The organism is Citrobacter sp. Cpo147, from assembly GCF_030332405.1.
GTDB classification, from domain to species: Bacteria; Pseudomonadota; Gammaproteobacteria; order Enterobacterales; family Enterobacteriaceae; genus Citrobacter; species Citrobacter portucalensis.
The window spans coordinates 37,163-62,380 of sequence record NZ_JAOWHX010000022.1; the positions used below are offsets into that span (position 1 = coordinate 37,163).

At 50.6% G+C, this 25,218-nt stretch carries 28 protein-coding genes and 1 other annotated feature; of the genes, 14 read left to right on the forward strand and 14 right to left on the reverse strand.

Features of this window, described 5'->3' with window-relative positions:
- Positions 1–565: 565 nt before the first annotated feature.
- The gene (smpB, locus tag OGY06_RS00225; protein WP_003031211.1) at positions 566–1,048 is read right to left on the reverse strand and encodes an SsrA-binding protein SmpB; all 483 of its coding nucleotides are present in this window, start codon (positions 1,046–1,048) and stop codon (positions 566–568) included.
- Positions 1,049–1,202: 154 nt separating this feature from the next.
- Here smpB and ratA point away from each other — a divergent pair, with 154 nt between their 5' ends.
- Both ratA and OGY06_RS00235 read left to right on the forward strand, forming a co-directional pair.
- Positions 1,203–1,646: a type II toxin-antitoxin system toxin RatA gene (gene ratA / locus OGY06_RS00230; RefSeq protein ID WP_003826396.1), complete on the forward strand. Its 444-nt coding sequence runs from the start codon at positions 1,203–1,205 to the stop codon at positions 1,644–1,646.
- Positions 1,630–1,926, forward strand: a complete 297-nt coding sequence (locus OGY06_RS00235) for an RnfH family protein (protein WP_008785525.1) — start codon at positions 1,630–1,632, stop codon at positions 1,924–1,926. Before ratA ends, OGY06_RS00235 begins: the two co-directional genes overlap by 17 nt.
- 49 nt (positions 1,927–1,975) lie before the next feature.
- On the opposite strand, the gene bamE is transcribed toward OGY06_RS00235, so the two are convergent.
- From bamE to nadK, 3 genes are all read right to left on the reverse strand, one after another.
- On the reverse strand, positions 1,976–2,320 hold the full coding sequence (gene bamE, locus OGY06_RS00240; RefSeq protein WP_003826401.1) for an outer membrane protein assembly factor BamE: 345 nt from the start codon (positions 2,318–2,320) through the stop codon (positions 1,976–1,978).
- 149 nt (positions 2,321–2,469) lie between these two features.
- Positions 2,470–4,131, reverse strand: a complete 1,662-nt coding sequence (recN, locus tag OGY06_RS00245) for a DNA repair protein RecN (RefSeq protein WP_125112769.1) — start codon at positions 4,129–4,131, stop codon at positions 2,470–2,472.
- 85 nt (positions 4,132–4,216) lie between these two features.
- A complete protein-coding gene (nadK, locus tag OGY06_RS00250; protein WP_125112768.1) occupies positions 4,217–5,095 on the reverse strand; it encodes an NAD(+) kinase in 879 nt (292 codons plus the stop codon).
- Between the two features lie 122 nt (positions 5,096–5,217).
- On the opposite strand from nadK, the gene grpE reads away from it, so the two are divergent.
- A complete protein-coding gene (grpE, locus tag OGY06_RS00255) occupies positions 5,218–5,811 on the forward strand; it encodes a nucleotide exchange factor GrpE (protein ID WP_003826408.1) in 594 nt (197 codons plus the stop codon).
- Positions 5,812–5,860: 49 nt separating this feature from the next.
- On the opposite strand, the gene OGY06_RS00260 is transcribed toward grpE, so the two are convergent.
- The gene (locus OGY06_RS00260) at positions 5,861–7,150 is read right to left on the reverse strand and encodes an HlyC/CorC family transporter (protein WP_003826409.1); all 1,290 of its coding nucleotides are present in this window, start codon (positions 7,148–7,150) and stop codon (positions 5,861–5,863) included.
- A gap of 18 nt (positions 7,151–7,168) precedes the next feature.
- Positions 7,169–7,960, reverse strand: a complete 792-nt coding sequence (locus OGY06_RS00265) for a cytochrome C assembly family protein (protein WP_003031224.1) — start codon at positions 7,958–7,960, stop codon at positions 7,169–7,171.
- A 165-nt stretch (positions 7,961–8,125) separates the two neighbouring features.
- On the opposite strand from OGY06_RS00265, the gene ffh reads away from it, so the two are divergent.
- The 5 genes from ffh to rplS all read left to right on the forward strand — a co-directional run bounded on the left by ffh (position 8,126) and on the right by rplS (position 11,751).
- The gene (gene ffh, locus OGY06_RS00270) at positions 8,126–9,487 is read left to right on the forward strand and encodes a signal recognition particle protein (protein WP_003031226.1); all 1,362 of its coding nucleotides are present in this window, start codon (positions 8,126–8,128) and stop codon (positions 9,485–9,487) included.
- A gap of 249 nt (positions 9,488–9,736) precedes the next feature.
- Complete coding sequence (gene rpsP, locus OGY06_RS00275; protein ID WP_003031228.1) at positions 9,737–9,985, forward strand: 30S ribosomal protein S16; 249 nt, start codon at positions 9,737–9,739, stop codon at positions 9,983–9,985.
- 18 nt (positions 9,986–10,003) lie between these two features.
- Positions 10,004–10,552, forward strand: a complete 549-nt coding sequence (gene rimM / locus OGY06_RS00280) for a ribosome maturation factor RimM (RefSeq protein ID WP_003031230.1) — start codon at positions 10,004–10,006, stop codon at positions 10,550–10,552.
- A gap of 44 nt (positions 10,553–10,596) precedes the next feature.
- Positions 10,597–11,364: a tRNA (guanosine(37)-N1)-methyltransferase TrmD gene (gene trmD / locus OGY06_RS00285; protein ID WP_003031232.1), complete on the forward strand. Its 768-nt coding sequence runs from the start codon at positions 10,597–10,599 to the stop codon at positions 11,362–11,364.
- Between the two features lie 39 nt (positions 11,365–11,403).
- Positions 11,404–11,751, forward strand: a complete 348-nt coding sequence (gene rplS, locus OGY06_RS00290) for a 50S ribosomal protein L19 (RefSeq protein ID WP_002914145.1) — start codon at positions 11,404–11,406, stop codon at positions 11,749–11,751.
- Positions 11,752–11,882: 131 nt separating this feature from the next.
- Here the strand turns inward: rplS and OGY06_RS00295 are convergent, their stop codons facing one another.
- The 4 genes from OGY06_RS00295 to OGY06_RS00310 form a co-directional block, all read right to left on the reverse strand.
- Positions 11,883–12,365 (reverse strand): OmpA family protein, encoded by a 483-nt coding sequence (locus tag OGY06_RS00295; RefSeq protein ID WP_003826447.1) that lies wholly within the window; start codon positions 12,363–12,365, stop codon positions 11,883–11,885.
- A 12-nt stretch (positions 12,366–12,377) separates the two neighbouring features.
- Positions 12,378–13,604 carry a diguanylate cyclase DgcN/YfiN gene (gene dgcN / locus OGY06_RS00300; RefSeq protein WP_003826449.1) on the reverse strand — a complete coding sequence of 409 codons (1,227 nt, stop codon included), beginning with the start codon at positions 13,602–13,604 and terminating at the stop codon, positions 12,378–12,380.
- Positions 13,597–14,115 (reverse strand): regulatory sequestration protein YfiR, encoded by a 519-nt coding sequence (gene yfiR, locus OGY06_RS00305; protein ID WP_286604430.1) that lies wholly within the window; start codon positions 14,113–14,115, stop codon positions 13,597–13,599. Before yfiR ends, dgcN begins: the two co-directional genes overlap by 8 nt.
- 158 nt (positions 14,116–14,273) lie before the next feature.
- Positions 14,274–14,648, reverse strand: a complete 375-nt coding sequence (locus OGY06_RS00310; RefSeq protein WP_003826452.1) for a DUF2799 domain-containing protein — start codon at positions 14,646–14,648, stop codon at positions 14,274–14,276.
- A 215-nt stretch (positions 14,649–14,863) separates the two neighbouring features.
- Between OGY06_RS00310 and aroF the strand changes: the two genes are divergently transcribed.
- Together aroF and tyrA are read left to right on the forward strand one after the other, a co-directional pair.
- Positions 14,864–15,934 carry a 3-deoxy-7-phosphoheptulonate synthase AroF gene (gene aroF / locus OGY06_RS00315; RefSeq protein WP_003031241.1) on the forward strand — a complete coding sequence of 357 codons (1,071 nt, stop codon included), beginning with the start codon at positions 14,864–14,866 and terminating at the stop codon, positions 15,932–15,934.
- Between the two features lie 10 nt (positions 15,935–15,944).
- Entirely contained in the window at positions 15,945–17,066 is a 1,122-nt protein-coding gene (gene tyrA, locus OGY06_RS00320) for a bifunctional chorismate mutase/prephenate dehydrogenase (RefSeq protein WP_003826456.1), read from the forward strand.
- Positions 17,067–17,162: 96 nt separating this feature from the next.
- Here tyrA and pheA read toward each other — a convergent pair whose 3' ends face one another.
- The 4 genes from pheA to bamD form a co-directional block, all read right to left on the reverse strand.
- On the reverse strand, positions 17,163–18,323 hold the full coding sequence (gene pheA, locus OGY06_RS00325) for a bifunctional chorismate mutase/prephenate dehydratase (protein ID WP_197385589.1): 1,161 nt from the start codon (positions 18,321–18,323) through the stop codon (positions 17,163–17,165).
- Between the two features lie 22 nt (positions 18,324–18,345).
- Positions 18,346–18,471 (reverse strand) — a sequence feature (Phe leader region).
- Positions 18,423–18,470 (reverse strand): pheA operon leader peptide PheL, encoded by a 48-nt coding sequence (gene pheL / locus OGY06_RS00330; protein WP_100250063.1) that lies wholly within the window; start codon positions 18,468–18,470, stop codon positions 18,423–18,425. Its footprint overlaps the feature before it by 48 nt.
- Positions 18,472–18,573: 102 nt before the next feature.
- Positions 18,574–18,912, reverse strand: a complete 339-nt coding sequence (raiA, locus tag OGY06_RS00335; protein WP_003031244.1) for a ribosome-associated translation inhibitor RaiA — start codon at positions 18,910–18,912, stop codon at positions 18,574–18,576.
- A 269-nt stretch (positions 18,913–19,181) separates the two neighbouring features.
- Entirely contained in the window at positions 19,182–19,919 is a 738-nt protein-coding gene (bamD, locus tag OGY06_RS00340) for an outer membrane protein assembly factor BamD (RefSeq protein ID WP_003826460.1), read from the reverse strand.
- A 131-nt stretch (positions 19,920–20,050) separates the two neighbouring features.
- Between bamD and rluD the strand changes: the two genes are divergently transcribed.
- The 4 genes from rluD (at position 20,051) to tnpA (ending at position 25,109) form a co-directional block, all read left to right on the forward strand.
- Positions 20,051–21,031: a 23S rRNA pseudouridine(1911/1915/1917) synthase RluD gene (gene rluD / locus OGY06_RS00345; RefSeq protein ID WP_003826464.1), complete on the forward strand. Its 981-nt coding sequence runs from the start codon at positions 20,051–20,053 to the stop codon at positions 21,029–21,031.
- Positions 21,028–21,759, forward strand: a complete 732-nt coding sequence (gene yfiH, locus OGY06_RS00350; protein ID WP_286604433.1) for a purine nucleoside phosphorylase YfiH — start codon at positions 21,028–21,030, stop codon at positions 21,757–21,759. Before rluD ends, yfiH begins: the two co-directional genes overlap by 4 nt.
- A gap of 129 nt (positions 21,760–21,888) precedes the next feature.
- Entirely contained in the window at positions 21,889–24,462 is a 2,574-nt protein-coding gene (gene clpB, locus OGY06_RS00355) for an ATP-dependent chaperone ClpB (protein WP_003826468.1), read from the forward strand.
- 188 nt (positions 24,463–24,650) lie between these two features.
- Positions 24,651–25,109: an IS200/IS605 family transposase gene (gene tnpA / locus OGY06_RS00360; protein WP_057069660.1), complete on the forward strand. Its 459-nt coding sequence runs from the start codon at positions 24,651–24,653 to the stop codon at positions 25,107–25,109.
- Positions 25,110–25,218 lie beyond the last annotated feature (109 nt).

Consider the following 25,218-nt stretch of genomic DNA (forward strand, 5'->3'; position numbering starts at 1 on the left):
GTCGGGAGTATTAATCCGCAACAGCGCGCTGGGAAAATGAGCAGACAGGGGCCCCGTTCATCATAAAGATGAATTTAGACATGTAATTACATTGATTAGGTCATACAGATGTTCGTTTACTTATCAAATACGTTCGGGACCTGTCGGCTGAATAGTTCTTTCGTATTAGATGATATAGTCAGAAAGAAAGTATTCTGCAACTTATCCATATTAAAAATATATTTGGCTTATTGAAAAGGATACTTTCCGGTGCGTATTTAATGGTTGGTTTTTTAGTTAATTTATTGTATCTAAAGGGTTTGTGATTTAACTGAAATGAGGTGGTGATATAATAAACAACAGTGATAATAGTGTTATTAAATAAGTTTAAATACAGGTGGTATGGTCTTGAAGTTTTATTTTATTAGACTATGGAGTGCTACAGTAATGCCAGGGAAGTTTATTTTATACCTGAACGATTCAGCTCAAATAAACCATAAACTCGATGAATGTATTAGGTGGGTTTCAATAACTAAAAAATAAGAACCAGTCTCAGGATGAGAGACTGGTCATAGGGGAGTAGCGATTAGCGACCAGCATTTTTCATAATACGCGCTTTATCTAACTGCCATTCGCGTTCTTTCACATCGGAGCGCTTGTCGTGCTGTTTCTTACCTTTTGCGACGCCAATTTTCACTTTGCACCAGGCATTTTTCCAGTACAGTGAAAGCGCAACGACGGTATAACCGTCACGATTCATACGACCATACAGGGAGTCGAGTTCACGCTGGTTTAACAACAGCTTACGGGTACGGGTGGGATCACATACCACATGCGTTGAGGCAACAGCCATCGGTGTGAAGTTGGCGCCAAACAGGAACGCTTCGCCGTCTTTAAGGATGACGTAGCTGTCGCCGATGTTAGCTTTACCCGCGCGCAGGGATTTGACTTCCCAACCTTGCAGAGCGAGTCCTGCTTCGAACTCTTCTTCAATAAAGTATTCGTGTCGTGCGCGCTTGTTCAGCGCGATTGTGGCTGAGCCAGGTTTGTGTGCTTTTTTCTTCGTCATAATGCCGCTCAGTATAGGTAATCTGGAATCGAAAAACACCCCATTTCATCCAGCGGGGCGCAAGGCGCTATCTTAGCACGAGTTAGGCTATAGCGTTTTTTTTAGCGGGGGATAAATGGTATTATTTGTGTGATTGATATTGATGGAAATTGTTATGCCTCAGATTAGCCGGACCGCTTTAGTACCTTACAGTGCGGAACAGATGTATCAGCTAGTGAATGATGTTAAATCCTATCCCCAGTTTTTACCGGGTTGCACCGGTAGCCGTGTGCTGGAGTCAACTCCGGGACAGATGACAGCGGCGGTGGATGTCTCGAAAGCAGGGATCAGCAAAACGTTCACTACGCGCAATCAACTGACCAGTAACCAGAGCATCCTGATGCATCTGGTCGACGGACCGTTCAAGAAACTCATTGGCGGATGGAAGTTTACGCCACTGAGTCATGAAGCGTGCCGCATTGAATTTCATCTCGATTTTGAGTTCACCAATAAATTAATCGAGCTGGCGTTTGGTCGTATCTTTAAAGAGCTGGCTTCAAACATGGTGCAGGCCTTCACGGTTCGCGCGAAAGAGGTTTACAGTGTCAGCGTCAGCTAAAATTGTCGTTGAAGTGGCGTATGCGCTGCCCGAGAAACAGTATCTGCAACGTGTAACGCTGCAACAGGGCGCTACGGTGGAAGAGGCTATCCGCGCTTCCGGGCTACTGGAATTACGTACCGATATCGATCTCAGCAAAAATAAAGTGGGCATTTACAGCCGTCCGGTAAAGCTTGCTGATGTTCTGCAGGACGGTGACAGGGTGGAAATCTACCGGCCACTGATTGCTGATCCGAAAGAGCTGCGCAGACAGCGAGCAGAGAAATCCGCTAAAAAATAGCAGACAATAAAAAAGGTGCTCATTGAGCACCTTTTTTGATCTATCAAACCTACTTGTTGTCGGTCAAAGCAGGTTTGTTATCAATGTTGGTCAAAACGCCGCTGCTGTTAAAGGTCAGCGTCAGTGTTTGCTGGGTTACGCCTTCATGACCAGGTTGCTGACGGAACACATAAAACCAGGTGTTAGTGCCAAAAGGATCGGACATCATTGGTGTACCCAGAGCATAAGCAACCTGCTGTTGCGTCATACCCGTGCGCACTTTGGCGACATCGGTAGGTGTCAGATAATTTCCCTGGTTGATGTCAGGGCGGTAAACCACTCGCTCCAGAGTGGAACAGCCTGCAGTCAACATCAGTAGTACTGCTGCAGCAGCAGTCAGCGTTTTACAGCGCATAGTGATTTGATTCCTTTTCGGGCCCGAGCAGTACGCGGCTCATATGTAATATGCCGATGATAATAGACCTTTCACCACTTTAAAACCTTTTGCTGTCGGGTCGGTCGGCGATTTTATGTTGAACTCAGACCTTAACAAGGTAAAAAAGTTTATGCCGCCAGCAGTTCTTTTGCATTTGCGAGGGTATTGCGCGTTACTTCGCTACCGCCAAGCAGGCGGGCTAATTCCTGCAGGCGAGCGCGTTTATCAAGCGGCTGCATGTGTGTTTCGGTCATCGCGCCATCCGTTTCTTTGCTGACGTAGAAGTGTTGATGGCCACAGCCAGCAACCTGCGGCAGGTGAGTAACACACATTACCTGAGTTGACTCGCCCAACTGACGCAGCATTTTTCCTACTACCGCAGCAGTCGGGCCGCTGATACCGACATCCACTTCATCGAAAATCAGCGCAGGTGTTTCCATTTTGCGTGCGGTAATAACCTGAATAGCCAGCGCAATGCGCGACAGTTCCCCACCTGAAGCCACTTTCGCAATCGGCTGCAACGGCTGGCCTGGGTTAGTGGTCACTTTAAACTCTACGCGATCGGCACCGTCTGCGCTCAAATGATGTTCCTCAAATTTCACATCAATGCAAAAGACACCGTGCGGCATTGAGAGAGTATGCATGCTCTCTGTAATCAGTTGTCCCAGTTCCTGAGCATAATGCTGGCGCTGTTTGTGCAGCATTTTTGCCGTTTCCAGAGCCTGCTGGTGGTGATTATTCACCGCCAGGGTTAAGGTTTCGAGCGAGTCGGCCTGATCGTCTAACTGCTGTTGTTCATCCAGCAAAGACTGATAGAACTGTGGCAGCGCTTCAGGGGCAACATGATGCTTGCGGGCCAATGAGATTTGTTTGGAAATACGCTGTTCAAGTTCGAACAAACGGTTAGGGTCCAAATCCAGACGATCGCAATAGTGGCGCAGCTCGTCGCTGGCTTCGCTGAGCTGGATAGTGGCCTCTTCCAGCATATCCAGGATACCGGAAAGTTTGCCGTCCATGCCTGCCAGTTCAGTGACCAGGTGCTTTGCGGTGTACAGTTGGCTTTGCAGGTTGATGTCTTCGCCATCCGTCAGGATAGCCAGCGCCTGTTGGCTGGTGGTGAGCAATTGCCCGCTGTTAGCCAGACGCTTGTACTCTTCATCAATTTGCTCAAATTCACCCGGCTGCGGGTTGAATTCGTTCAGTTCCTTTAACTGGTATTGCAACAGTTCCGCCCGGGCTGCGCGTTCCTGACTTTGTTGTTGATGATGCGCCAGATCACGACAGCTTTGGTGCCACAGCTGGTAGCGCGCAGCCATTTCCTGAGTCAGGGACGCTTCATTGGCGTAACCATCCAGCAGAGACTTTTGGTGTTCTGATTTTGTCAGGAGCTGATGCGCATGCTGACCGTGGATTTGAATAAGCAACTGGCCCAGCTCGCGCAGCTGTGACAACGGTACGGCAGTGCCGTTAATGAAGCCGCGTGAACGTCCGTCGCTGCTGATAACACGACGCAGCAAACATTCACGGCCTTCCTCAAGCTGGTTTTCTTCCAGCCAGCGCAGAGCCGCGGGGGTGTCTTTTAAGGCGAATCGCGCGCAGAGGTCGGCTCGCGTGGCGCCTGCACGTACCATGTCGGCGTCTGCGCGTCCGCCCAGGCACAAACCGAGAGCATCAATGGCAATGGACTTACCCGCACCGGTTTCACCGGTAATAACGGTCATTCCGTTCTGGAAATCGATCTCAAGTTCACGAACGATAGCAAAATTGCTGATGGTCAGTTGTGCCAACATAGCTGTTTTCCTGTATGAAAAACCATAACTGTAATTACATACAGTATAAACTGGTTTTTTATACAGTAAAGAGGTTGGCGTTAAATTAGAATAATTTTTTTGACCAGCCTAGTTTAGTGCTTAATGTGTTGAAATAGCTGTAATCTTTTGGGTGTATCAGGTTTAGATGATAATCACAGCGGCGAATTAATACGTCTTCACCTTCCTGTATAGGCAGGGCGATCTGGCTGTCGCAACTGATTTCCAGATCGTTACGGCGATGAGAGAAGCGCAGGCGAATGGTGCTGCTACTGTTGATCACCAGCGGTCGCGCGGAAAGCGTATGCGGGAACATCGGGACCAGCGTAATAGCATCCAGCGAAGGCGTCAGGATCGGACCTCCGGCAGAGAGCGAGTAGGCGGTAGAGCCGGTCGGTGTGGAAATAATCAAGCCGTCCGAGCGCTGGGAGAAGGCAAAAACTTCATCGATATAGACTTCAAATTCAATCATGTGCGCCACTTTTCCGGGGTGCAACACAACTTCATTGATCGCCGTGCTAATACGCTTCTGGCAATCCTGTTGGCACACCTGGGCTTCAAGTAAAAAGCGCTTTTCGCTGATGTAGTGGCCTTCCAGCACGTCAGCTAACTGTTGGTGGGCATTGTCTGGGTCAAGGTCGGTCAGAAAACCGAGATTACCGCGGTTAATGCCAATAACCTTGATGTCATAACGTGCAAGGGTGCGTGCGGCGCCCAGCATATTGCCGTCGCCGCCGACTACCACTGCGAGGTCTGCCTGCTGGCCAATCTCTGCGAGCGTACCGGTTTTCACATTTTTCAGCTGCAGCTCGTGGGCGATTTGTTGCTCAACGATAACCTCATAACCTTTGGCGCACAGCCAACGGTAGAGCATTTCATGTGTGGTCAGTGCAGTGGGGTGACGTGGATGCCCCACAATGCCAATACACTTGAAATGTTTGTTCATTTTCTCGAGGTCCTTGTAACGAAGATTAGTGACAATGTGAGTGCTTCCCTTGAATCCCTGAATCTGATCCCCATAATAAGCCAAGTTAGCGAGATGAATGCGAAAAAAACGCGGAGAAATTCATGAGTAGTAAAGAACAGAAAACGCCTGAGGGGCAAGCCCCGGAAGAAATTATCATGGATCAGCACGAAGAAGTTGAGGCGGTTGAACCAGACGCTTCTGCTGAGCAGGTGGATCCGCGCGATGAAAAAATTGCGAATCTGGAAGCTCAGCTTGCTGAAGCCGAAACGCGCGAGCGCGACAGCGTGTTGCGTATCAAAGCGGAAATGGAAAACCTGCGTCGTCGTACCGAACTGGACGTAGAAAAAGCGCATAAGTTTGCACTGGAAAAATTCGTCAACGAACTGCTGCCGGTGCTGGATAGCCTGGACCGTGCGCTGGAAGTTGCGGACAAAGACAATGACGCTATGGCGGCTATGGTCGAAGGTATTGAGCTGACCCGTAAGTCAATGCTGGATGTTGTGGCGAAGTTTGGCGTACAGGTGGTTGCGGATATCGACGTGCCGATGGACCCGAACGTGCACCAGGCGATTGCAATGGTAGAGTCTGACGACGTTGCTGCCGGTAATGTGCTGATGGTTATGCAGAAAGGCTATACCCTGAACGGACGTACCATCCGTGCGGCGATGGTCTCTGTGGCGAAAGCCAAAGGCTAATTAGCCTCAGACCGGGTAATGCTGATGCACTACCCGGTCTGGATTACTCTCACTGGTCCGATACGCTTTCCCGCAGCGGTTTGACGGGCAACACCTGCACCTGTTTAATCATATTATCCTGCACGTCGAGAATATCGATATCGTACTGCCCAATACGCACACGTGTGCCAGCAATCGGGATCTCTTCCAGCGCTTCAAGAATAATACCGTTCACAGTACGTGCGTCATCTTCCGGCAGATGCCAGTTAAACGCCTTATTGATTTCACGAACGTTGGCGCTACCGTCAATGATCACCGAACCGTCATTCTGCGGCGTGACTTCTTCGGCAAGCGTCGGTGACATTGAGGTCGTGAAGTCACCAACAATCTCTTCCAGGATATCCTCGACCGTAACCAGTCCCTGAATATCGCCATATTCATTGACGACCAGGCCCACTTTCTTCTTATTGCGCTGAAATTTAATGAGCTGGGTGCTGAGCGGTGTGCCTTCCGGAACGTAATAAATTTCGTCGGCGGCGCGTAACATGGTCTCTTTGGTGAACTCTTTTTTCTCGGCCATCAATCGCCAGGCTTCACGTACGCGTAGCATGCTGATGGCGTCGTCGAGCGAGTCGCGATACAGCACAATACGACCGTGCGGAGAGTGCGAAAGCTGACGCACGATTGATTTCCAGTCATCGTTAATATCAATGCCGATGATTTCATTACGCGGGATCATGATGTCATCGACGCTGACTTTTTCCAGATCCAGCACTGACAGCAGCATATCCTGGTTACGGCGTGAGATTTGCGAGCGCGATTCATTCACCAGCGTTCGCAGTTCATCTTTACTCAGCGAACCGCTCACTACGATATCCGTTTTGATGCCCATCATGCGCATCAGCAGCCGCGTGATGGTGTTGAGTAGCCATACTAACGGCATCATCAGAATTTGCAGCGGAGCCAGCAGGACGCTGCTCGGATAGGCGACTTTTTCCGGATATAGCGCGGCAATCGTCTTTGGCAGCACTTCGGCAAAAACCAGCACCACAAACGTCAGTACCCCGGTGGCAATAGCGACGCCCGCATCGCCATACAGGCGCATACCGACAATGGTGCCGAGCGCGGAGGCCAGAATATTCACCAGATTATTACCGATGAGCACCAGGCTTATCAGGCGATCCGGCTTGCGAAGTAACTTTTCAACGCGTTTCGCCTGTCGATTTCCCTGCTTGGCCCGATGACGTAGACGATAGCGATTCAGGGTCATCATTCCGGTTTCAGAACCGGAAAAATAGGCGGAAATGACCACCATGATGAGGAGCGTGACAATGAGCGTGGTGGTGGAGATGTGTTCCACGTAGGATTCCTTAAAGATTTAACTCACGAACTGCTGCAGGATGCGACTGCCGAAATAGGCCAGCGTCAGAATGCCTGCGCCTGCGACGTTAAACCATACGACGCGACGTCCGCGCCAACCTTCATGGTAATGCCCCCACAACAGAACGATATAGACAAACCATGCCACGATAGAGAGAACGGCTTTATCAATGTTCTCGGTACTGAACAGGTTATGCATGTAAAACAGGCCAGTGCACAGGGTGAGCGTCAGCAGAACCACGCCAATTTGGGTGATATGAAACATTTTCCGCTCAATACTCATCAGTGGCGGCATCTCATTGCTGAAGGCCAGTTTCTTGTTTTTCAGCTGGTAGTCAATCCACGCAAGCTGTAGCGCATAGAGTGCGGCGATAATCAGCGTGGCGTAAGCGAACAGCGATAGCCCGATGTGAATCATCATGCCCGGCGTAGCTTCGAGATGAGTGATGAACTCGTTAGGCATAAACGTAGCGAAGGCCAGGTTTATCAGCGCAAAGGCGTAGACAATAGGCAGCAATAACCAGCCACGATTGCGGGACGCGACGATGGTCATTACCGTACAGATCATCAGGCTTACAAGCGAGCCGACGTTCAACAGACTCAGGTTTTGTCCGCTTTCACCGCCGGGTAGGATACGCGCTTCCAGGGCGATAGCATGGCTTACCAGCGCAACAACCGCAGAGAGAATAGCCATACGCCGCCAGCCGCTGTTTTTTTGCAGCAGTGCGGGAATAATCAGCGCGAGGCTGACTGAGTAGGCGACAAGGGCGAGTAGAGCAAAAACGGGCATATAGGTGTCGACAGTTGGCCAGTGATAAAGAAAAGCAGTATAGCGTTACGTGACCGCTGCTCCAACCGTTGCATAACAACAAAGGCGGCTTCATGTTATACTGCGACAAATTTCTGTTGATGTGTCGCTGCCGCGACCGACCGTTTCCACCCCAGGCGAGAGACAATGTTTGATAATTTAACCGATCGTTTGTCGCGCACGCTGCGCAATATCAGTGGCCGTGGACGCCTTACTGAAGACAACGTTAAAGAGACGCTGCGCGAAGTGCGCATGGCGCTGCTGGAGGCTGACGTAGCGCTGCCGGTAGTGCGTGAGTTTATCAATCGCGTAAAAGAGAAAGCGGTTGGTCATGAAGTTAACAAAAGCCTGACGCCGGGTCAGGAGTTCGTCAAGATTGTCCGTAACGAGCTGGTTGCGGCAATGGGCGAAGAAAACCAGACCCTGAATCTGGCGGCACAGCCGCCAGCCGTGGTGCTGATGGCGGGCCTGCAGGGTGCGGGTAAAACGACCAGCGTCGGTAAGCTGGGTAAATTCCTGCGCGAGAAGCATAAGAAGAAAGTGCTGGTGGTCTCCGCGGACGTTTATCGCCCGGCGGCGATTAAACAGCTGGAAACGCTGGCCGAGCAGGTCGGTGTGGACTTTTTCCCGTCGGATGTCGGCCAGAAGCCGGTCGATATCGTTAACGCCGCGCTGAAAGAAGCCAAACTCAAATTCTACGACGTGCTGCTGGTGGATACCGCCGGTCGTCTGCACGTTGACGAAGCGATGATGGACGAAATCAAACAGGTCCACGCTTCTATCAAACCGGTAGAAACGCTGTTTGTGGTCGACGCCATGACCGGTCAGGATGCCGCGAATACCGCAAAAGCCTTTAACGAAGCGCTGCCGTTAACCGGCGTAGTGCTGACAAAAGTTGATGGTGATGCCCGTGGCGGTGCGGCGCTCTCTATTCGTCATATTACCGGTAAGCCGATTAAATTCCTCGGCGTCGGCGAGAAAACCGAAGCACTGGAGCCGTTCCATCCGGACAGGATTGCTTCGCGCATTCTCGGCATGGGCGACGTGCTGTCGCTGATCGAAGATATCGAAAGCAAGGTTGACCGCGCGCAGGCAGAAAAATTAGCCAGCAAGCTGAAAAAAGGCGATGGCTTCGATCTCAACGATTTCCTTGAACAGCTCAACCAGATGAAAAACATGGGCGGTATGGCAAGCCTGATGGGCAAGCTGCCGGGCATGGGTCAGATCCCTGACAATGTGAAATCGCAGATGGACGATAAAGTGCTGGTGCGTATGGAAGCCATCATCAACTCGATGACGATGAAAGAACGCGCTAAACCGGAAATTATCAAAGGTTCCCGTAAACGCCGTATCGCTGCCGGTTGCGGTATGCAGGTACAGGACGTAAACCGCCTTCTGAAACAGTTCGACGACATGCAGCGCATGATGAAGAAAATGAAGAAGGGCGGAATGGCGAAGATGATGCGTGGTATGAAGGGGATGATGCCCCCAGGATTCCCAGGCCGCTAATCGGCCTGGCTTGTTTGCCATTTCGGCACCGGGGTGTGCTCGCCATCCTCACGTACTGCGTGTACGCTCCGGTGGCTGCGCGCACGCCGGCACCGAACTGACGGCACCGCCAACGGCCTTTTATAGCAGAGTTATCAACTGCTGATTGCATTTTCCCCAGAAATCAGTAAAATTTTCGGGCTTTTAATATGACACCCGGGCTCCGTTCCTCGATGGGGCCTGGGTGTTTTATTCACACAAGAGGATGTTATGGTTACTATTCGTTTAGCTCGTCACGGCGCTAAAAAGCGTCCGTTCTACCAGGTTGTTGTTACCGACAGCCGTAATGCACGCAACGGTCGCTTCATCGAGCGCGTTGGCTTCTTTAACCCAATCGCTAGCGAAAAAGAAGAAGGCACTCGCCTGGATCTGGATCGCATCGCTCACTGGGTTGGCCAGGGCGCGACTATTTCTGATCGCGTAGCTACGCTGATCAAAGCAGCAAACAAAGCAGCTTAATCTGTCACGGTGGTCATGATGAGCAAGCAACTCGCCGCACAGGCTCCTGTGGAACCCATCGTTTTGGGGAAAATGGGGTCTTCTTACGGTATCCGTGGTTGGCTCAGAGTGTTTTCTTCCACTGAAGACGCCGAAAGCATTTTTGACTATCAGCCCTGGTTTATCCAGAAGGCGGGTCAGTGGCAGCAAGTACAGCTGGAAAGCTGGAAGCACCACAATCAGGATCTGATCATCAAGCTGAAAGGCGTTGACGATCGTGATTCGGCGAATCTACTGACTAATTGCGAAATTGTCGTGGATTCCTCGCAGTTGCCAGCGCTGGAAGATGGTTCCTACTACTGGAAAGACCTTATGGGCTGCCAGGTAGTGACTACTGAAGGCTACGATCTCGGTAAAGTCGTCGATATGATGGAAACCGGTTCGAATGACGTCATCGTCATCAAGGCAAACCTGAAAGATGCGTTTGGTATCAAGGAACGTCTTGTGCCGTTCCTCGATGGGCAGGTTATCAAGAAAGTCGATCTCGCTACTCGTACTATCGAAGTAGATTGGGATCCTGGTTTTTAAACCACCGGATAAACGGTAAAAGTCGGCGTTATGGGGATTGGCTTGTGTTTATAGGTATCGTTAGCCTGTTTCCAGAAATGTTCCGCGCAATTACCGATTACGGGGTAACTGGCCGGGCAGTAAAAAATGGCCTGCTGAACATCCAGAGCTGGAGTCCTCGTGACTTTACTCATGACCGGCACCGTACCGTGGACGATCGTCCTTACGGCGGCGGACCGGGGATGTTAATGATGGTGCAACCTTTACGGGACGCCATTCATGCAGCAAAAGCTGCGGCTGGTGAAGGCGCAAAGGTGATTTATCTGTCACCTCAGGGACGCAAGCTTGATCAAGCGGGCGTTAGCGAACTGGCCACGAATCAAAAGCTGATTCTGGTATGTGGTCGCTATGAAGGAATAGATGAGCGCGTGATTCAAACCGAAATTGACGAAGAATGGTCAATCGGCGATTACGTACTCAGCGGTGGTGAGTTACCAGCAATGACGCTGATCGACTCCGTGTCCCGGTTTATTCCGGGGGTACTGGGTCATGAAGCTTCGGCAATCGAAGATTCGTTTGCTGATGGGTTGCTGGATTGCCCGCACTATACCCGACCTGAAGTGTTAGAACAGATGGAAGTACCGGCGGTGTTACTGTCGGGGAACCACGCTGAGATACGTCGCTGGCGTTTGAAGCAGTCGCTGGGCCGGACCTGGCTTAGAAGACCTGAACTTCTGGAAAACCTGGCTCTGACTGAAGAGCAAGCAAGGTTGCTGGCGGAGTTCAAAAAGGAACACGCACAACAGCAACATAAACATGATGGGCAGGCGTAAGCCCCCAATATCAGTTTACCCAGGATAAGAGATTAAATTATGAGCAACATTATTAAGCAACTTGAACAAGAACAGATGAAGCAGGACGTACCTTCCTTCCGTCCGGGTGATACCGTGGAAGTGAAAGTATGGGTTGTTGAAGGTTCCAAAAAACGTCTGCAGGCATTCGAGGGCGTGGTTATCGCTATTCGTAACCGCGGTCTGCACTCTGCATTCACTGTTCGTAAAATTTCCAACGGCGAAGGCGTTGAGCGTGTCTTCCAGACTCACTCTCCGGTAGTTGACAGCATTGCTGTTAAACGTCGTGGTGCTGTTCGTAAAGCTAAACTGTACTACCTGCGTGAGCGCACTGGTAAGTCTGCTCGTATCAAAGAGCGTCTTAACTAAGATTCGCGCAAGCGACATCCTGTTAGAAAAGGGCTGGCCGAAAGGCTGGCCCTTTTTTTATCCCGACGTTTACTCTTTTGTTCTTTATGGCAATGGAAGGACTGCGCGGCGCGCAGCCAGTTGGGGGATGATTATGGTGTCGTGATCACGACCGCCACGCGGCGGTTTTCAGCGCGACCTTTTGATGTCTGGTTGCTCGCAATGGGATATTTCTTCCCGAGTCCCTGAGTAGTCAGATTGGTGCGGGGAATATTAGCGCCCTGCGCCCAGGCATCGGCAACGACATTAGCGCGTTTGAGTGACAGAGCTTCGTTGTAGCTGTCTTCGCCGTAGTTATCAGTATGACCATCCAGGCGAGCATGATTCAGCCCGGTAGCTGCTAGTTTGGATGCCATTTCCTTGATCTGTTTTTCACTTTCAGGACGGAGTTTATAGTCATTTTTGTCAAACAGGATGGTATCAGACAGGCCGAGAGACCAGTCTCCTGATGCTTCAGTAAATCCGTATGATTTCATGGCTGCAATTTGCTCTGGGGTAAATTTTCCCTGAGGTGCCTGACAGCCAGCCAGAATCAGTAAAAGCAGAAGAAACGGGGATAATAAACGTTTTAGCATGTGTGTAATTCCTTATTTTTTAATAATGCGTTCAGAACGCAAATGTTTAGCCTGATACATATTTTGATCGGCAAGTTCTTGTAATTTTTCGGCAGAGGCATGTTCCCACGTCAGCGCAAACCCAATGCTGAGCGTCATGCTTGCCAGATGACCATTATGCAGGTCAAAAGGTCGGTTAAACTCTTGTGACAGTGCCGCGCAGATCCGCTGAACCTCATATTCAGAATGAACGCTGTACAGCACCATGGCGAACTCATCGCCGCCAAGTCTGTATGGGTAATGGCGACTCCCCCCAAACTCGGATAACCTTTTTGCGACTTCAATCAGGACCCGATCCCCCGCTGCGTGGCCCCAGGTATCATTAATAAATTTAAAATTGTCGCCATCAAGGAATAACAATGCCGAGCTGCTGTGGGCGGCATCATCATTCATTAGGGCATTTATGCTGCTGCGAAATGCTGCGCGATTTGCCAAACCCGTCAGAGGGTCATGTAGTGCAGTACGCAACAGCTGAGCGTTTTTTGCCTGCAGTTTAAGTTGCCACTCCTCCATCTCGTCCAGCAGACTATTAAAGTCCAGGGCAAAGAGATGAAACTCTTCAATGCGTTCCTCTGATACGCGCCGTGAAAAGTTACGGTTGGTACGAACATCATGTACCACCTCGGTAATGTTTTGCAGTGCATCCACAACGCCATTGTGTAAATAGCGAGTGAGCATTAATGCAATTCCGGATGCCAACAGAATGCACCCGGTAAGGACGGCCAGCGACAAATAGATGAAATGACTGATAACGCTATCGCGCGCAGTCAATCGTACTTCGCCGATGACGTTGCCATTATGCAAAATCGGCTGAGTGACCGGTTGTGGGAACAGCCAGTGGCTGATCATCCCGCTGATCTTTTCAGTGGTATCCTGCGCGTTATAGCGCCAGGTGGCGATCACCTTCTGGTTTTTATTACGGACTTCTGCAACGGAAAATTGCCCCTGCTGGCCCAGTGCCGCCAGCGTTTCAGTTGCTGCAACACTATCAGAAAAGACTAATGCAGCTTCGAGCGTACGGGTCATGGTAGCGGCAGTCAGATCCAGATTCTTTTGCGCATACTGTCTTAATGCCAGCACGGAAGAAATGCTGAGCAGCAGCCAGATCAGCATCATGGTTACCAGAACGCTGATTATGCTGATACGCCGTAATGTTCGCTTAAACGTCGGGCGTGCTATGGGAGAATGGCCCTTATCCATGCTTATTATTCCGTGCAAGCATCAATACGTCTGGACTGACCCTTACGCCGCTGCGTGAAAGGGAATCCATATTTACGGAAAATCTCACATCTTCGTCTTTAATTATGAGACAAAAGGCGCTGCCAATAACGCATTCGGGGTTCTGTTCAGCAATTAATAACAATGCCTTAGTCGGATATTTATTATTTAATTCCACCTGATAAGTAGGGGATTCTTTTCCAAAATAAAAACCGTCACACTGCGAAACTAATATTTCTTGTTCCGTACGGATGATGACGGGAAGATAGGGTAATGCGCCTGCACTGGTATCTTTCAGGACACTGGAAAAACGCGATGAAGAGAAAATACACAGTTTTGGGGGCCCGGAAAGTGCGGGCCAGCGTGTATAACTGACGATGCCGGAAACCATAGCGCGTACCGATTTTGCTTCTTCCGTAACGCTTTGGGCATACAGCGGTAATCCGGTCAGGAGCAGTGCCAGTAGAAGTATGAGTCGGTAAGAATAGCTCATGAATAGTTACCTACCAGCGTTTGCTGTAAAACGTCGAAATACATTCAAGATTGTTTGCAACAAAATAACATTATTTTCCTAAGCCGTCATTATTCCTAGAATAATGCTATTGGTGATTTAAGTTAAATCTTAATGGTTTATAAAATATAAACCATTGTTTAATTTAATCTTATCGAGGCGGCACCCTCGTTTGCCCCTTGCTGCCAGGCGCTGTGTAACTGGTCAACATTTTCGACAGTATCGCAACTGGGCGGAAAAGTTTTCCCGGTCAGGCCTCTGGCATAAACAAAATCCTGCTGGCAGGTTTTACGCTGTCCCTCGGCGTAACCCTTAAGGTATTCCGTACGATCGACGTTGCGGTCATTGTAGTTGTCGGCAAGCGTTTCATTATCTTTAACGGCATAGCCCGAAATGGCATCTTGTATCCCGGCGTCGTACCAGTCGGTACCAGTCCAGGTAGGGGCATGGGTGTAGGGGTCTATCTGACATCCGCTAAGAAGTAATAGAAACAAGATGCTGATGAGTTGCTTCATTGCCTGTGCTCCTTCGTTTTTTTAAGCATAGTGGATCTGAAAATTCGGTGGTGTAAATTTAAATGTACATTTATAAGGGCTGTTTTTGCCTTAAAATAGCATAATGTAAATTAAAATTTACGGATTGTGGATTGAAATCTTTACCTATTGTGGTATCGTTATTTCCTCCTCGCTGAGGATCAACTATCGCAAACGAGCTAAACAGGATCACCATCATGCAAAAAGACGCGCTGAACAACGTACATATTACCGACGAACAGGTTCTGATGACTCCGGAGCAGCTGAAAGCTGAATTTCCGCTGAGCCAGGAGCAAGAGGCGCAAATCGCCCAGTCGCGTAAAACCATCTCAGATATTATCTCTGGTCGCGATCCTCGCCTGCTGGTCGTATGTGGCCCATGCTCCATTCACGATCCTGAAATGGCGATTGAGTATGCTCGTCGATTTAAAGCCCTTGCCGCAGAGGTCAGCGATAGCCTCTACCTGGTGATGCGCGTCTATTTTGAAAAACCCCGTACCACTGTCGGCTGGAAAGGGTTAATTAACGATCCTCATATGGATGGCTCTTTTGATGTTGAAGCTGGTCTGAAAATTGCGCGTCAGCTGCTGCTTGAACTGGTAAATATGGGACTGCCGCTGGCAACTGAAGCGCTGGATCCAAATAGCCCGCAATACCTGGGCGATCTGTTTAGCTGGTCCGCAATCGGTGCCCGTACTACGGAATCGCAGACTCACCGTGAAATGGCTTCCGGTCTTTCGATGCCGGTTGGCTTTAAGAATGGTACCGACGGTAGCCTGGCGACCGCCATTAACGCCATGCGTGCGGCTGCGCAGTCGCACCGCTTTGTCGGTATTAATCAGGCCGGGCAGGTTGCACTGCTGCAAACACAGGGGAATCCGGACGGTCACGTGATCTTGCGCGGGGGTAAAGCGCCGAACTACAGCCCGGCAGATGTCGCCCAGTGCGAAAAAGAGATGGAGCAGGCGGGACTAAGACCTTCTCTGATGGTAGATTGCAGTCATGGTAATTCCAATAAAGATTACCGCCGTCAGCCTGCCGTGGCTGAATCCGTGATTGCACAAATCAAAGATGGCAATCGCTCGATCATTGGCTTGATGATTGAAAGTAATATTCACGAAGGCAACCAGTCTTCTGAACAGCCGCGCAGCGAAATGAAATACGGCGTGTCCGTAACCGATGCCTGCATCAGTTGGGAAATGACGGATGCGCTGCTGCGTGAAATTAGCCAGGATTTAAACGGCCAGCTGTCGGCGCGTGTAGCATAAGAGGTTGGTTATGGTTGCTGAATTGACCGCATTACGCGATCAAATTGATGAAGTCGACAAGGCGTTGCTGGATTTACTGGCACGCCGCCTGGAGCTGGTTGCCGAAGTTGGTGAAGTAAAAAGCCGCTTTGGGCTGCCGATCTACGTACCGGAACGGGAAGCCTCTATGCTGGCCTCTCGTCGTGCGGAAGCGGAAGCCCTTGGCGTGCCGCCGGACCTGATTGAAGATGTGCTACGCCGCGTTATGCGTGAGTCCTACTCCAGTGAGAACGACAAAGGGTTTAAAACGCTTTGTCCTTCTCTGCGGCCGGTGGTGATTGTCGGCGGCGGCGGTCAGATGGGGCGTCTGTTCGAAAAAATGCTCACCCTGTCAGGTTACCAGGTGCGGATCCTGGAACAGCAGGACTGGGATCGCGCGCCGGAGATCGTCTCTGATGCCGGCATGGTGATCGTCAGCGTGCCGATCCACGTCACCGAGCAGGTGATCGCCAAACTACCGCGTCTGCCGTCTGACTGCATCCTGGTGGATCTGGCTTCAGTGAAAAATGGTCCTTTGCAGGCGATGCTGGCTGCACATGATGGCCCGGTGGTGGGGTTACACCCAATGTTTGGTCCGGACAGCGGCAGTCTGGCCAAGCAGGTCGTAGTTTGGTGTGACGGACGTCAGCCGGAAGCTTATCAGTGGTTTCTGGAACAGATTCAGGTATGGGGTGCGCGACTGCATCGGATCAGCGCCGTTGAACATGACCAGAACATGGCGTTTATTCAGGCACTGCGTCACTTTGCGACCTTTGCCTACGGTCTGCATTTAGCGGAAGAGAACGTTCAACTGGAGCAGCTGCTGGCGCTCTCTTCGCCGATTTACCGCCTTGAACTGGCAATGGTTGGCCGTCTGTTTGCCCAGGATCCGCAGCTCTATGCCGATATTATTATGTCGTCTGAGAGCAACCTTGCGCTGATTAAACGCTACTACCAACGTTTTGGCGAGGCGATCGGTTTGCTGGAGCAGGGCGATAAGCAAGCGTTTATCGACAGCTTCCGTAAGGTGGAGCACTGGTTTGGCGATTATGCGAAACGCTTCCAGAGTGAAAGCCGTACTTTGTTACGTCAGGCGAATGATAGCCGTCCTTAATTAAGATGCCGGATGGCGGCTTCGCCTTATCCGGCCTTCAAAAATCGTATGAATCGTAGGCCGGATAAGCGTAGCGCCATCCGGCATTGTCAAACGTTAGCTCGGATCGACTGGCACCACGTTCTCACTTGGATAGCATCCCAGTACTTTCATCGAACGCGTAATCTCACCCAGCTCTTTCAATGCTTTTTGCATCTGGGGCGATTCCAGGTTGGCCTGGATATCAAGATAAAACATCTCTTCCCACGGATTGCCGTGAATCGGGCGTGACTCCAGTTTAGTCATAATCAGATTATGGTTACGCAGTACCAGCAGCGCCTCAACCAGCGCACCGGCCTGTTGTCCTGTTGCCATCAGCAGCGTGGTTTTTGCCGGAACCTGGTCGGATACATTGATTGCTTTACGTGCCAGCACCACGAAACGGGTGATGTTTTGCGACTGGTTAGCCTCAATATTTTCGAGAACCTGCAATCCATACAGTACGCCTCCGGCTTCGCTCCCCAGGGCCGCCACGCGCGGTGAGTTAGCCTGCGCAACTTTTTCCATCGCCGCAGAGGTGCTTTCGGTGTACTCAATCTTCCAGTGCGGGTAGCGATTCAGGAACTTGCTGCACTGCTGGAACGGCTGCGGATGACTATATACCGTTTCAATGGTCTCAAGATCCGTTGTGCCAGACACCAGTACACAGTGGTCTATTGTAATGGTCATCTCGCCAACGATAGACAGGCTGGTGTGCTGCAGCAGGTCGTAAACGTCGTTAATCCCACCGGAGCTGGTGTTTTCAATCGGAACTACAGCATAGTCAGCCTGTCCGGTTTCGACCTGATTAAAGATATCGGCAAATTTTGCGCAGCCGCTTTCAATAAATTGTTCAAAATGGCGGGCAGCGTACTGACGTGCTGCGAGGTGAGAATATGACCCTTTTGGCCCAAGGAAGGCCACGCGCGCGGAGTGTGGGTTAATTTTGTTCAGGTGCTGCTGGAGCAGTGCCTGTTGAGTCAGGACGGAGTCTTCGATGATGAGCTGGAACAGGCGAGTAATGTAGTGAGCATCAAGATGATGTGCTTTGCCAAGCTGAATGAGTCGGTCCAAAAGGTCACGTTCACGGTCGATATCACGAACCGGACGATGCGAAAGCAGTTTGGCTTTACCAACTTCTACGGCCAGTCCACGTCGCTCAGCCAGCAGGGCCAGTAATTTTTCATCCAGCGTGCTGATCTTATCGCGCAGCGCCAGCAATGGGTTTTCCGATGTCATAGTGTTGCCTTTCTTGTTATCAATAAAAAAGGCCCCCCGTTGTGGGAGGCCTTATTGTTCGTCTTCGCATTCTTTATCACACGACGAAACGCCTCCCATTCAGGGGAAGGTAAAAAAGAATGCGAAGAAGAACGGGACAAGTTTCATGTAATTTTCCTTTGGCTACGTCAGTAAAGTACCCGTACTGTTTTCACCCTGTCAACAAAAAACGCGCCCGAAGGCGCGTTGGCGATACACTCAATGTAAGGGACTACTCTTCTTCTGCTTCGACGAAGTTGGCGTCTTTGACTGAAGTTGTTGCACGACGGGCTTCGCCTTTGTGCTGCACTTTATTGAGCTGCCGTTCCAGCTTGTTGATCAAATCGTTAATTGCGGTGTACATATCCTCGTGTTTTGCGCTGGCGACCAGATGTCCGTTCGGTGTATTGATGGTGGCATCAGCAATGAAACCCTGTGGCTCCTTAGACAGAATGATATGTGGATTAATCAGATGAGTTTGCCATTTTTCTAGTTTGGCGAGACGGTCTGCGACATGCTGGCGAATTGCCGGAGTAATTTCCATTTGTTTACTGGTAATGTTCATTGTCATAAATTTTACCTCTTGTCTTTCCCGTCTTGGTGATTCCAGCATACCGTTCCCAATGTCAAAATGTGTGATCTAAATCACATTATTTTGTCGCTTTTTGTCAAGAAAACCTTTTTGTGAGGCACCGCAGGAACAGGCGATTTTTTACTTGAGGAATACCTGAAAGCAGGCCATATTTGATGGGATGCGTTGGAGCTAAACCGCTTCAGTTGTGGCGTTAACGGATAAAAAAACGGCAGCCCTTGGGCTGCCGTTTTGCATTCTGAGGCAAATCAGGTATTGCTGCTGTTGGCGGCAATGATTTTCGCGACTTTTTCAGCCTGCGCATTCATCTGCATCTGGCGATAAGCGTTTTCCATCAACGGCAGGGCATTACGTGTTGCCTGGGTATCCGGGTAGTCGCGCAGCATGCCTTCCACACGGTTTACCACGGCAACCCATGCGCCGCGGGCAGTGTAGTATTCTGCAACGGAGTATTCATACTTCGCCAGGCGGTCTTTCAGGAACACCAGACGTTTGGTGGCGTCAGTGGTGTACTGGCTATTCGGATACCCACGCACCAGTTTGGAAAAGTCATTAAACGCAGCTCGGGCATGTTGTGGATCGCGATCGCTGCGATCAACACCAAAGAATCCTTGCAGTGCGCTATCATCCAACGCCATATTGGTCAGGCCACGCATATACATGACATAATCAATGTTAGGGTGTGTCGGGTTAAGACGGATAAAACGATCGATAGCAGCCTGAGCAAGTGGCAGATCGGCGTTTTTGTAGTAGGCGTAGATGAGATCTAATTGCACCTGCTGAGAATACGGTCCAAATGGATAACGGTTATCCAACGCTTCCAATTGCGTTATTGCCTGTTTCCAGTTACCGTCCTGCAGCTTTTGCTGAGCAGTCGCGTAGATTTCATTTGGCGGATTATCGGGCACCTCTTCCTTTGAACCAGAGCAACCCGCCAAAAACAGGCTCAACGTGGCTGCTGCCACCAGATATTTCATGCGCGTCATGACGTTTTGACTTTCCTCAAAATGTAATACGGGAGATTCTCTGTTCCTGCTCCCGGTTAAGACCAGCTACAATAGCACACTATATTAAACGGCAAAGCCGTAAAACCCAACGTTAAACGAAGAAGCAGTTTATGGCACAACGAGTAGAACTCACCGCAACAGTCTCCGAAAATCAGCTCGGTCAACGCTTAGATCAGGCTTTGGCCGAATTGTTCCCTGATTATTCGCGATCGCGCATAAAAGAATGGATCCTCGACCAGCGCGTACTGGTAAATGACCAACTTTGCGATAAACCGAAAGAAAAAGTGTTGGGTGGAGAGCGTGTCTCCATCAACGCAGAAATTGATGAAGAGGTTCGTTTTGAACCTCAGGATATTCCACTGGATATCGTTTATGAAGATGACGACATTCTTGTCATCAACAAACCCCGTGACCTTGTAGTGCATCCGGGCGCCGGGAATCCCGATGGCACGGTATTGAATGCGTTACTGCATTACTACCCGCCAATCGCGGATGTTCCTCGTGCTGGTATCGTGCACCGTCTGGATAAAGACACGACTGGATTAATGGTCGTAGCAAAAACGGTTCCGGCGCAAACGCGTCTGGTGGAGTCGTTGCAGCTGCGCGAAATTACCCGTGAGTACGAAGCCGTAGCAATTGGTCACATGACTGCTGGCGGAACCGTTGAGGAACCGATTAGCCGTCACCCGACCAAGCGTACGCATATGGCGGTACACCCAATGGGTAAACCGGCGGTAACGCACTATCGCATTATGGAACATTTCCGTGTGCACACGCGTCTGCGGTTGCGTCTGGAAACCGGACGTACGCACCAGATCCGCGTGCACATGGCACATATCACTCATCCTCTGGTGGGCGATCAGGTCTACGGTGGCCGTCCACGTCCACCGAAAGGCGCTTCTGACGAATTTATCTCCGTACTGCGTAAGTTCGACCGTCAGGCGCTGCATGCGACCATGCTGCGTTTGTATCACCCGATTTCCGGTATCGAAATGGAATGGCATGCGCCGATTCCACAAGATATGGTGCAATTGATTGAAGTGATGCGCGCTGATTTCGAAGAACACAAGGATGATATTGCCTGGCTATGAGTAAGCTAATTGTCCCGCAGTGGCCGATACCGCAAGGTGTCGCGGCGTGTAGTTCTACCCGTATTGGCGGAGTCAGTATGCCGCCTTACGATTCGCTGAATCTGGGCGCCCATTGCGGCGATAACCCGGAGCATGTTGAAGAGAACCGCAAACGACTGTTTGCTGCGGGCAATCTGCCGTCAAAGCCGGTCTGGCTGGAGCAGGTCCACGGTAAGGATGCCCTGAAACTGACCGGCGAGCCTTACGCCTCCAAACGTGCAGATGCGTCGTACAGCAACACGCCGGGCACCGTGTGTGCGGTGATGACCGCTGATTGTTTGCCGGTGTTGTTTTGCAATCGTGCCGGAACGGAAGTTGCTGCTGCCCATGCGGGTTGGCGCGGATTATGCGCCGGCGTGCTGGAAGAGACGGTGGCGTGTTTTGCCGACAAACCTGAAAACATTATTGCCTGGCTAGGCCCGGCGATAGGTCCAAACGCGTTTGAAGTTGGACCAGAAGTCCGCGAGGCGTTCATGACGAAAGATCCGCAAGCGGACCTTGCATTTGTGCCGCGCGGCGACAAGTATCTGGCGGATATCTACCAGCTTGCCCGTCAGCGCCTGGCCAATGTCGGCGTGGAGAATCTCTACGGTGGCGACCGTTGCACCTTCAGCGAAAGTGAGACGTTCTTCTCTTATCGTCGTGACAATACCACGGGTCGTATGGCAAGTTTTATTTGGCTGATATAACCTAAAGAATCAAGACGATCCGGTACGTGTAATTTTCTTTTCACATAATTCAGGTCATTCACCTTGAATAATTGAGGGATGACCTCATTTAATCTCCAGTAGCAATTTTGACCTGTTATGGGAGGAGTTATGCGTCTGGATCGTCTTACTAATAAATTCCAGCTTGCTCTTGCCGATGCCCAGTCACTCGCATTGGGGCACGACAATCAATTTATCGAACCACTTCATCTAATGAGCGCCTTGCTGAATCAGGAAGGGGGATCGGTACGTCCTTTATTAACGTCTGCTGGCATTAATGCTGGCCAGTTACGTACAGCCATTGACCAGGCGTTGAGCCGTTTGCCACAGGTAGAAGGTACCGGCGGCGATGTGCAGCCTTCTCAGGAACTGGTGCGTGTACTGAATCTTTGCGACAAGCTGGCGCAAAAACGTGGGGACAACTTTATTTCGTCAGAACTGTTCGTTCTGGCGGCGCTTGAGTCACGCGGTACGCTGACCGATTTATTAAAATCAGCAGGCGCGACGACCGCCAATATCACTCAGGCAATTGAACAAATGCGTGGAGGTGAAAGCGTGAATGACCAGGGGGCTGAAGACCAACGTCAGGCCTTGAAAAAATATACCGTCGATCTGACCGAACGTGCCGAACAGGGCAAACTCGATCCGGTCATCGGCCGTGATGAAGAAATTCGCCGTACCATTCAGGTGCTGCAACGTCGTACTAAAAATAACCCGGTGTTAATCGGTGAACCCGGTGTCGGTAAAACCGCCATCGTTGAAGGGCTGGCCCAACGCATCATCAATGGTGAAGTGCCGGAAGGCTTAAAAGGCCGTCGTGTACTGGCGCTGGATATGGGCGCGCTGGTGGCTGGGGCCAAATATCGTGGTGAGTTTGAAGAACGCTTAAAAGGTGTGCTGAACGATCTCTCGAAACAGGAAGGCAACGTCATTCTGTTTATCGACGAATTGCATACCATGGTTGGGGCGGGTAAAGCCGATGGCGCAATGGACGCCGGGAACATGCTGAAACCTGCGTTGGCCCGTGGGGAGCTGCACTGCGTAGGCGCAACAACGCTTGATGAATATCGCCAGTACATCGAAAAAGATGCGGCGCTGGAACGTCGTTTCCAGAAAGTGTTTGTGGCTGAACCTTCAGTGGAAGACACCATCGCAATCTTGCGTGGCCTGAAAGAACGTTATGAACTGCACCATCATGTGCAGATTACTGACCCGGCGATTGTTGCGGCAGCTACGCTGTCTCACCGCTATATTGCCGATCGTCAGTTGCCGGATAAAGCTATCGATCTTATTGACGAAGCGGCATCCAGCATTCGTATGCAGATTGACTCCAAGCCGGAGGAACTCGACAGACTCGACCGCCGTATTATCCAGCTCAAACTGGAACAGCAGGCATTAATGAAAGAGTCTGATGAGGCAAGTAAAAAACGTCTCGATATGCTCAACGAAGAGCTGGACGACAAAGAACGCCAGTATTCTGAGTTAGAGGAAGAGTGGAAAGCTGAAAAAGCTTCCCTCTCGGGAACGCAAACTATCAAGGCTGAGCTGGAGCAGGCAAAAATCGCCATCGAACAGGCGCGCCGCGTTGGCGACCTGGCGCGGATGTCTGAACTGCAGTACGGCAAAATTCCTGAACTGGAAAAACAGCTGGAAGCAGCTACCCAGTCTGAAGGCAAAACCATGCGTCTGCTGCGTAATAAAGTCACGGATGCAGAAATTGCTGAGGTGCTGGCGCGCTGGACCGGGATCCCAGTTGCTCGCATGCTGGAAGGCGAACGGGAAAAACTATTGCGTATGGAGCAGGAGCTGCACAGCCGCGTGATTGGTCAGAACGAAGCGGTGGAAGCCGTTTCTAACGCCATCCGTCGTAGCCGTGCGGGCTTGTCCGATCCGAATCGTCCGATTGGTTCATTCCTGTTCCTTGGTCCAACCGGTGTCGGTAAAACCGAACTGTGCAAAGCGCTGGCAAACTTTATGTTCGACAGTGACGATGCAATGGTGCGTATCGATATGTCCGAGTTTATGGAGAAACACTCCGTGTCTCGTTTGGTCGGGGCACCTCCGGGATATGTCGGTTATGAAGAAGGTGGTTACCTGACGGAAGCAGTACGTCGTCGTCCTTACTCTGTCATCTTGTTGGATGAAGTGGAGAAGGCGCATCCGGATGTGTTCAACATTCTGCTGCAGGTGCTTGATGATGGTCGTCTGACTGACGGACAGGGGAGAACGGTCGACTTCCGTAATACGGTTGTCATTATGACCTCAAACCTGGGTTCCGATCTGATCCAGGAACGCTTCGGTGAGCTGGATTACGGCCATATGAAAGATATGGTGCTGGGCGTTGTGAGCAATAACTTCCGCCCGGAATTCATCAACCGTATAGATGAGGTTGTTGTGTTCCACCCGCTGGGTGAGCAGCATATTGCTTCTATTGCTCAGATCCAGTTGCAGCGTCTGTACAAACGTCTGGAAGAGCGTGGCTATGAAATCCATATTTCTGACGAGGCGCTTAAACTGCTGAGCGCGAATGGTTACGATCCGGTGTATGGCGCGCGTCCATTGAAACGTGCTATCCAGCAGCAGATCGAAAACCCGCTGGCGCAGCAAATTCTGTCTGGTGAACTGATTCCGGGCAAAACGATTCGTCTGGAAGTGAATGACGATCGCATAGTGGCAGTGCAGTAAGTCACAAAACAACAATAAACGGGCCCTGCGGGGCTCGTTTTTGTTGTGCACAGAAAACCCCCAGCTAAGCTGGGGGTTCCGGAAAGCTTTCAGCTTTGGGCCAGTTATTAAAACCCCTTTTGATTTGTTAAAACACCTTGCGGTCTGGCAACTGCAAGGGTTAAACAAGAAATCAAAAGGGGGTCCCAATGGGGGACGAAAAGAGCTTAGCGCACACCCGATGGAACTGTAAATATCACATAGTTTTTGCGCCCAAATACCGAAGACAAGCATTCTACGGGGAGAAACGTAGGGCGATAGGCAGCATATTAAGAAAGCTGTGTGAGTGGAAAAACGTGCGGATCCTGGAAGCGGAATGCTGTGCAGATCATATCCATATGCTTGTGGAAATCCCGCCCAAAATGAGCGTATCCGGTTTTATGGGTTATCTGAAAGGTAAAAGCAGTCTGATGTTGTATGAGCAGTTTGGTGATATGAAGTTTAAATACAGGAACAGGGAGTTCTGGTGTCGTGGGTATTACGTAGATACGGTGGGTAAGAACACAGCAAGGATACAGGAATACATAAAGCACCAGCTTGCAGAGGATAAAATGGGCGAGCAGTTATCGATCCCTTATCCGGGTAGCCCGTTTACGGGCCGTAAGTAACGAAGTCTGATGCAAATGTCAGATCGTATGCGCCTGTTAGGGCGCGGCTGGTAACAGAGCCTTATAGGCGCATCAGAAAAACCTCCGGCTATGCCGGAGGATATTTATT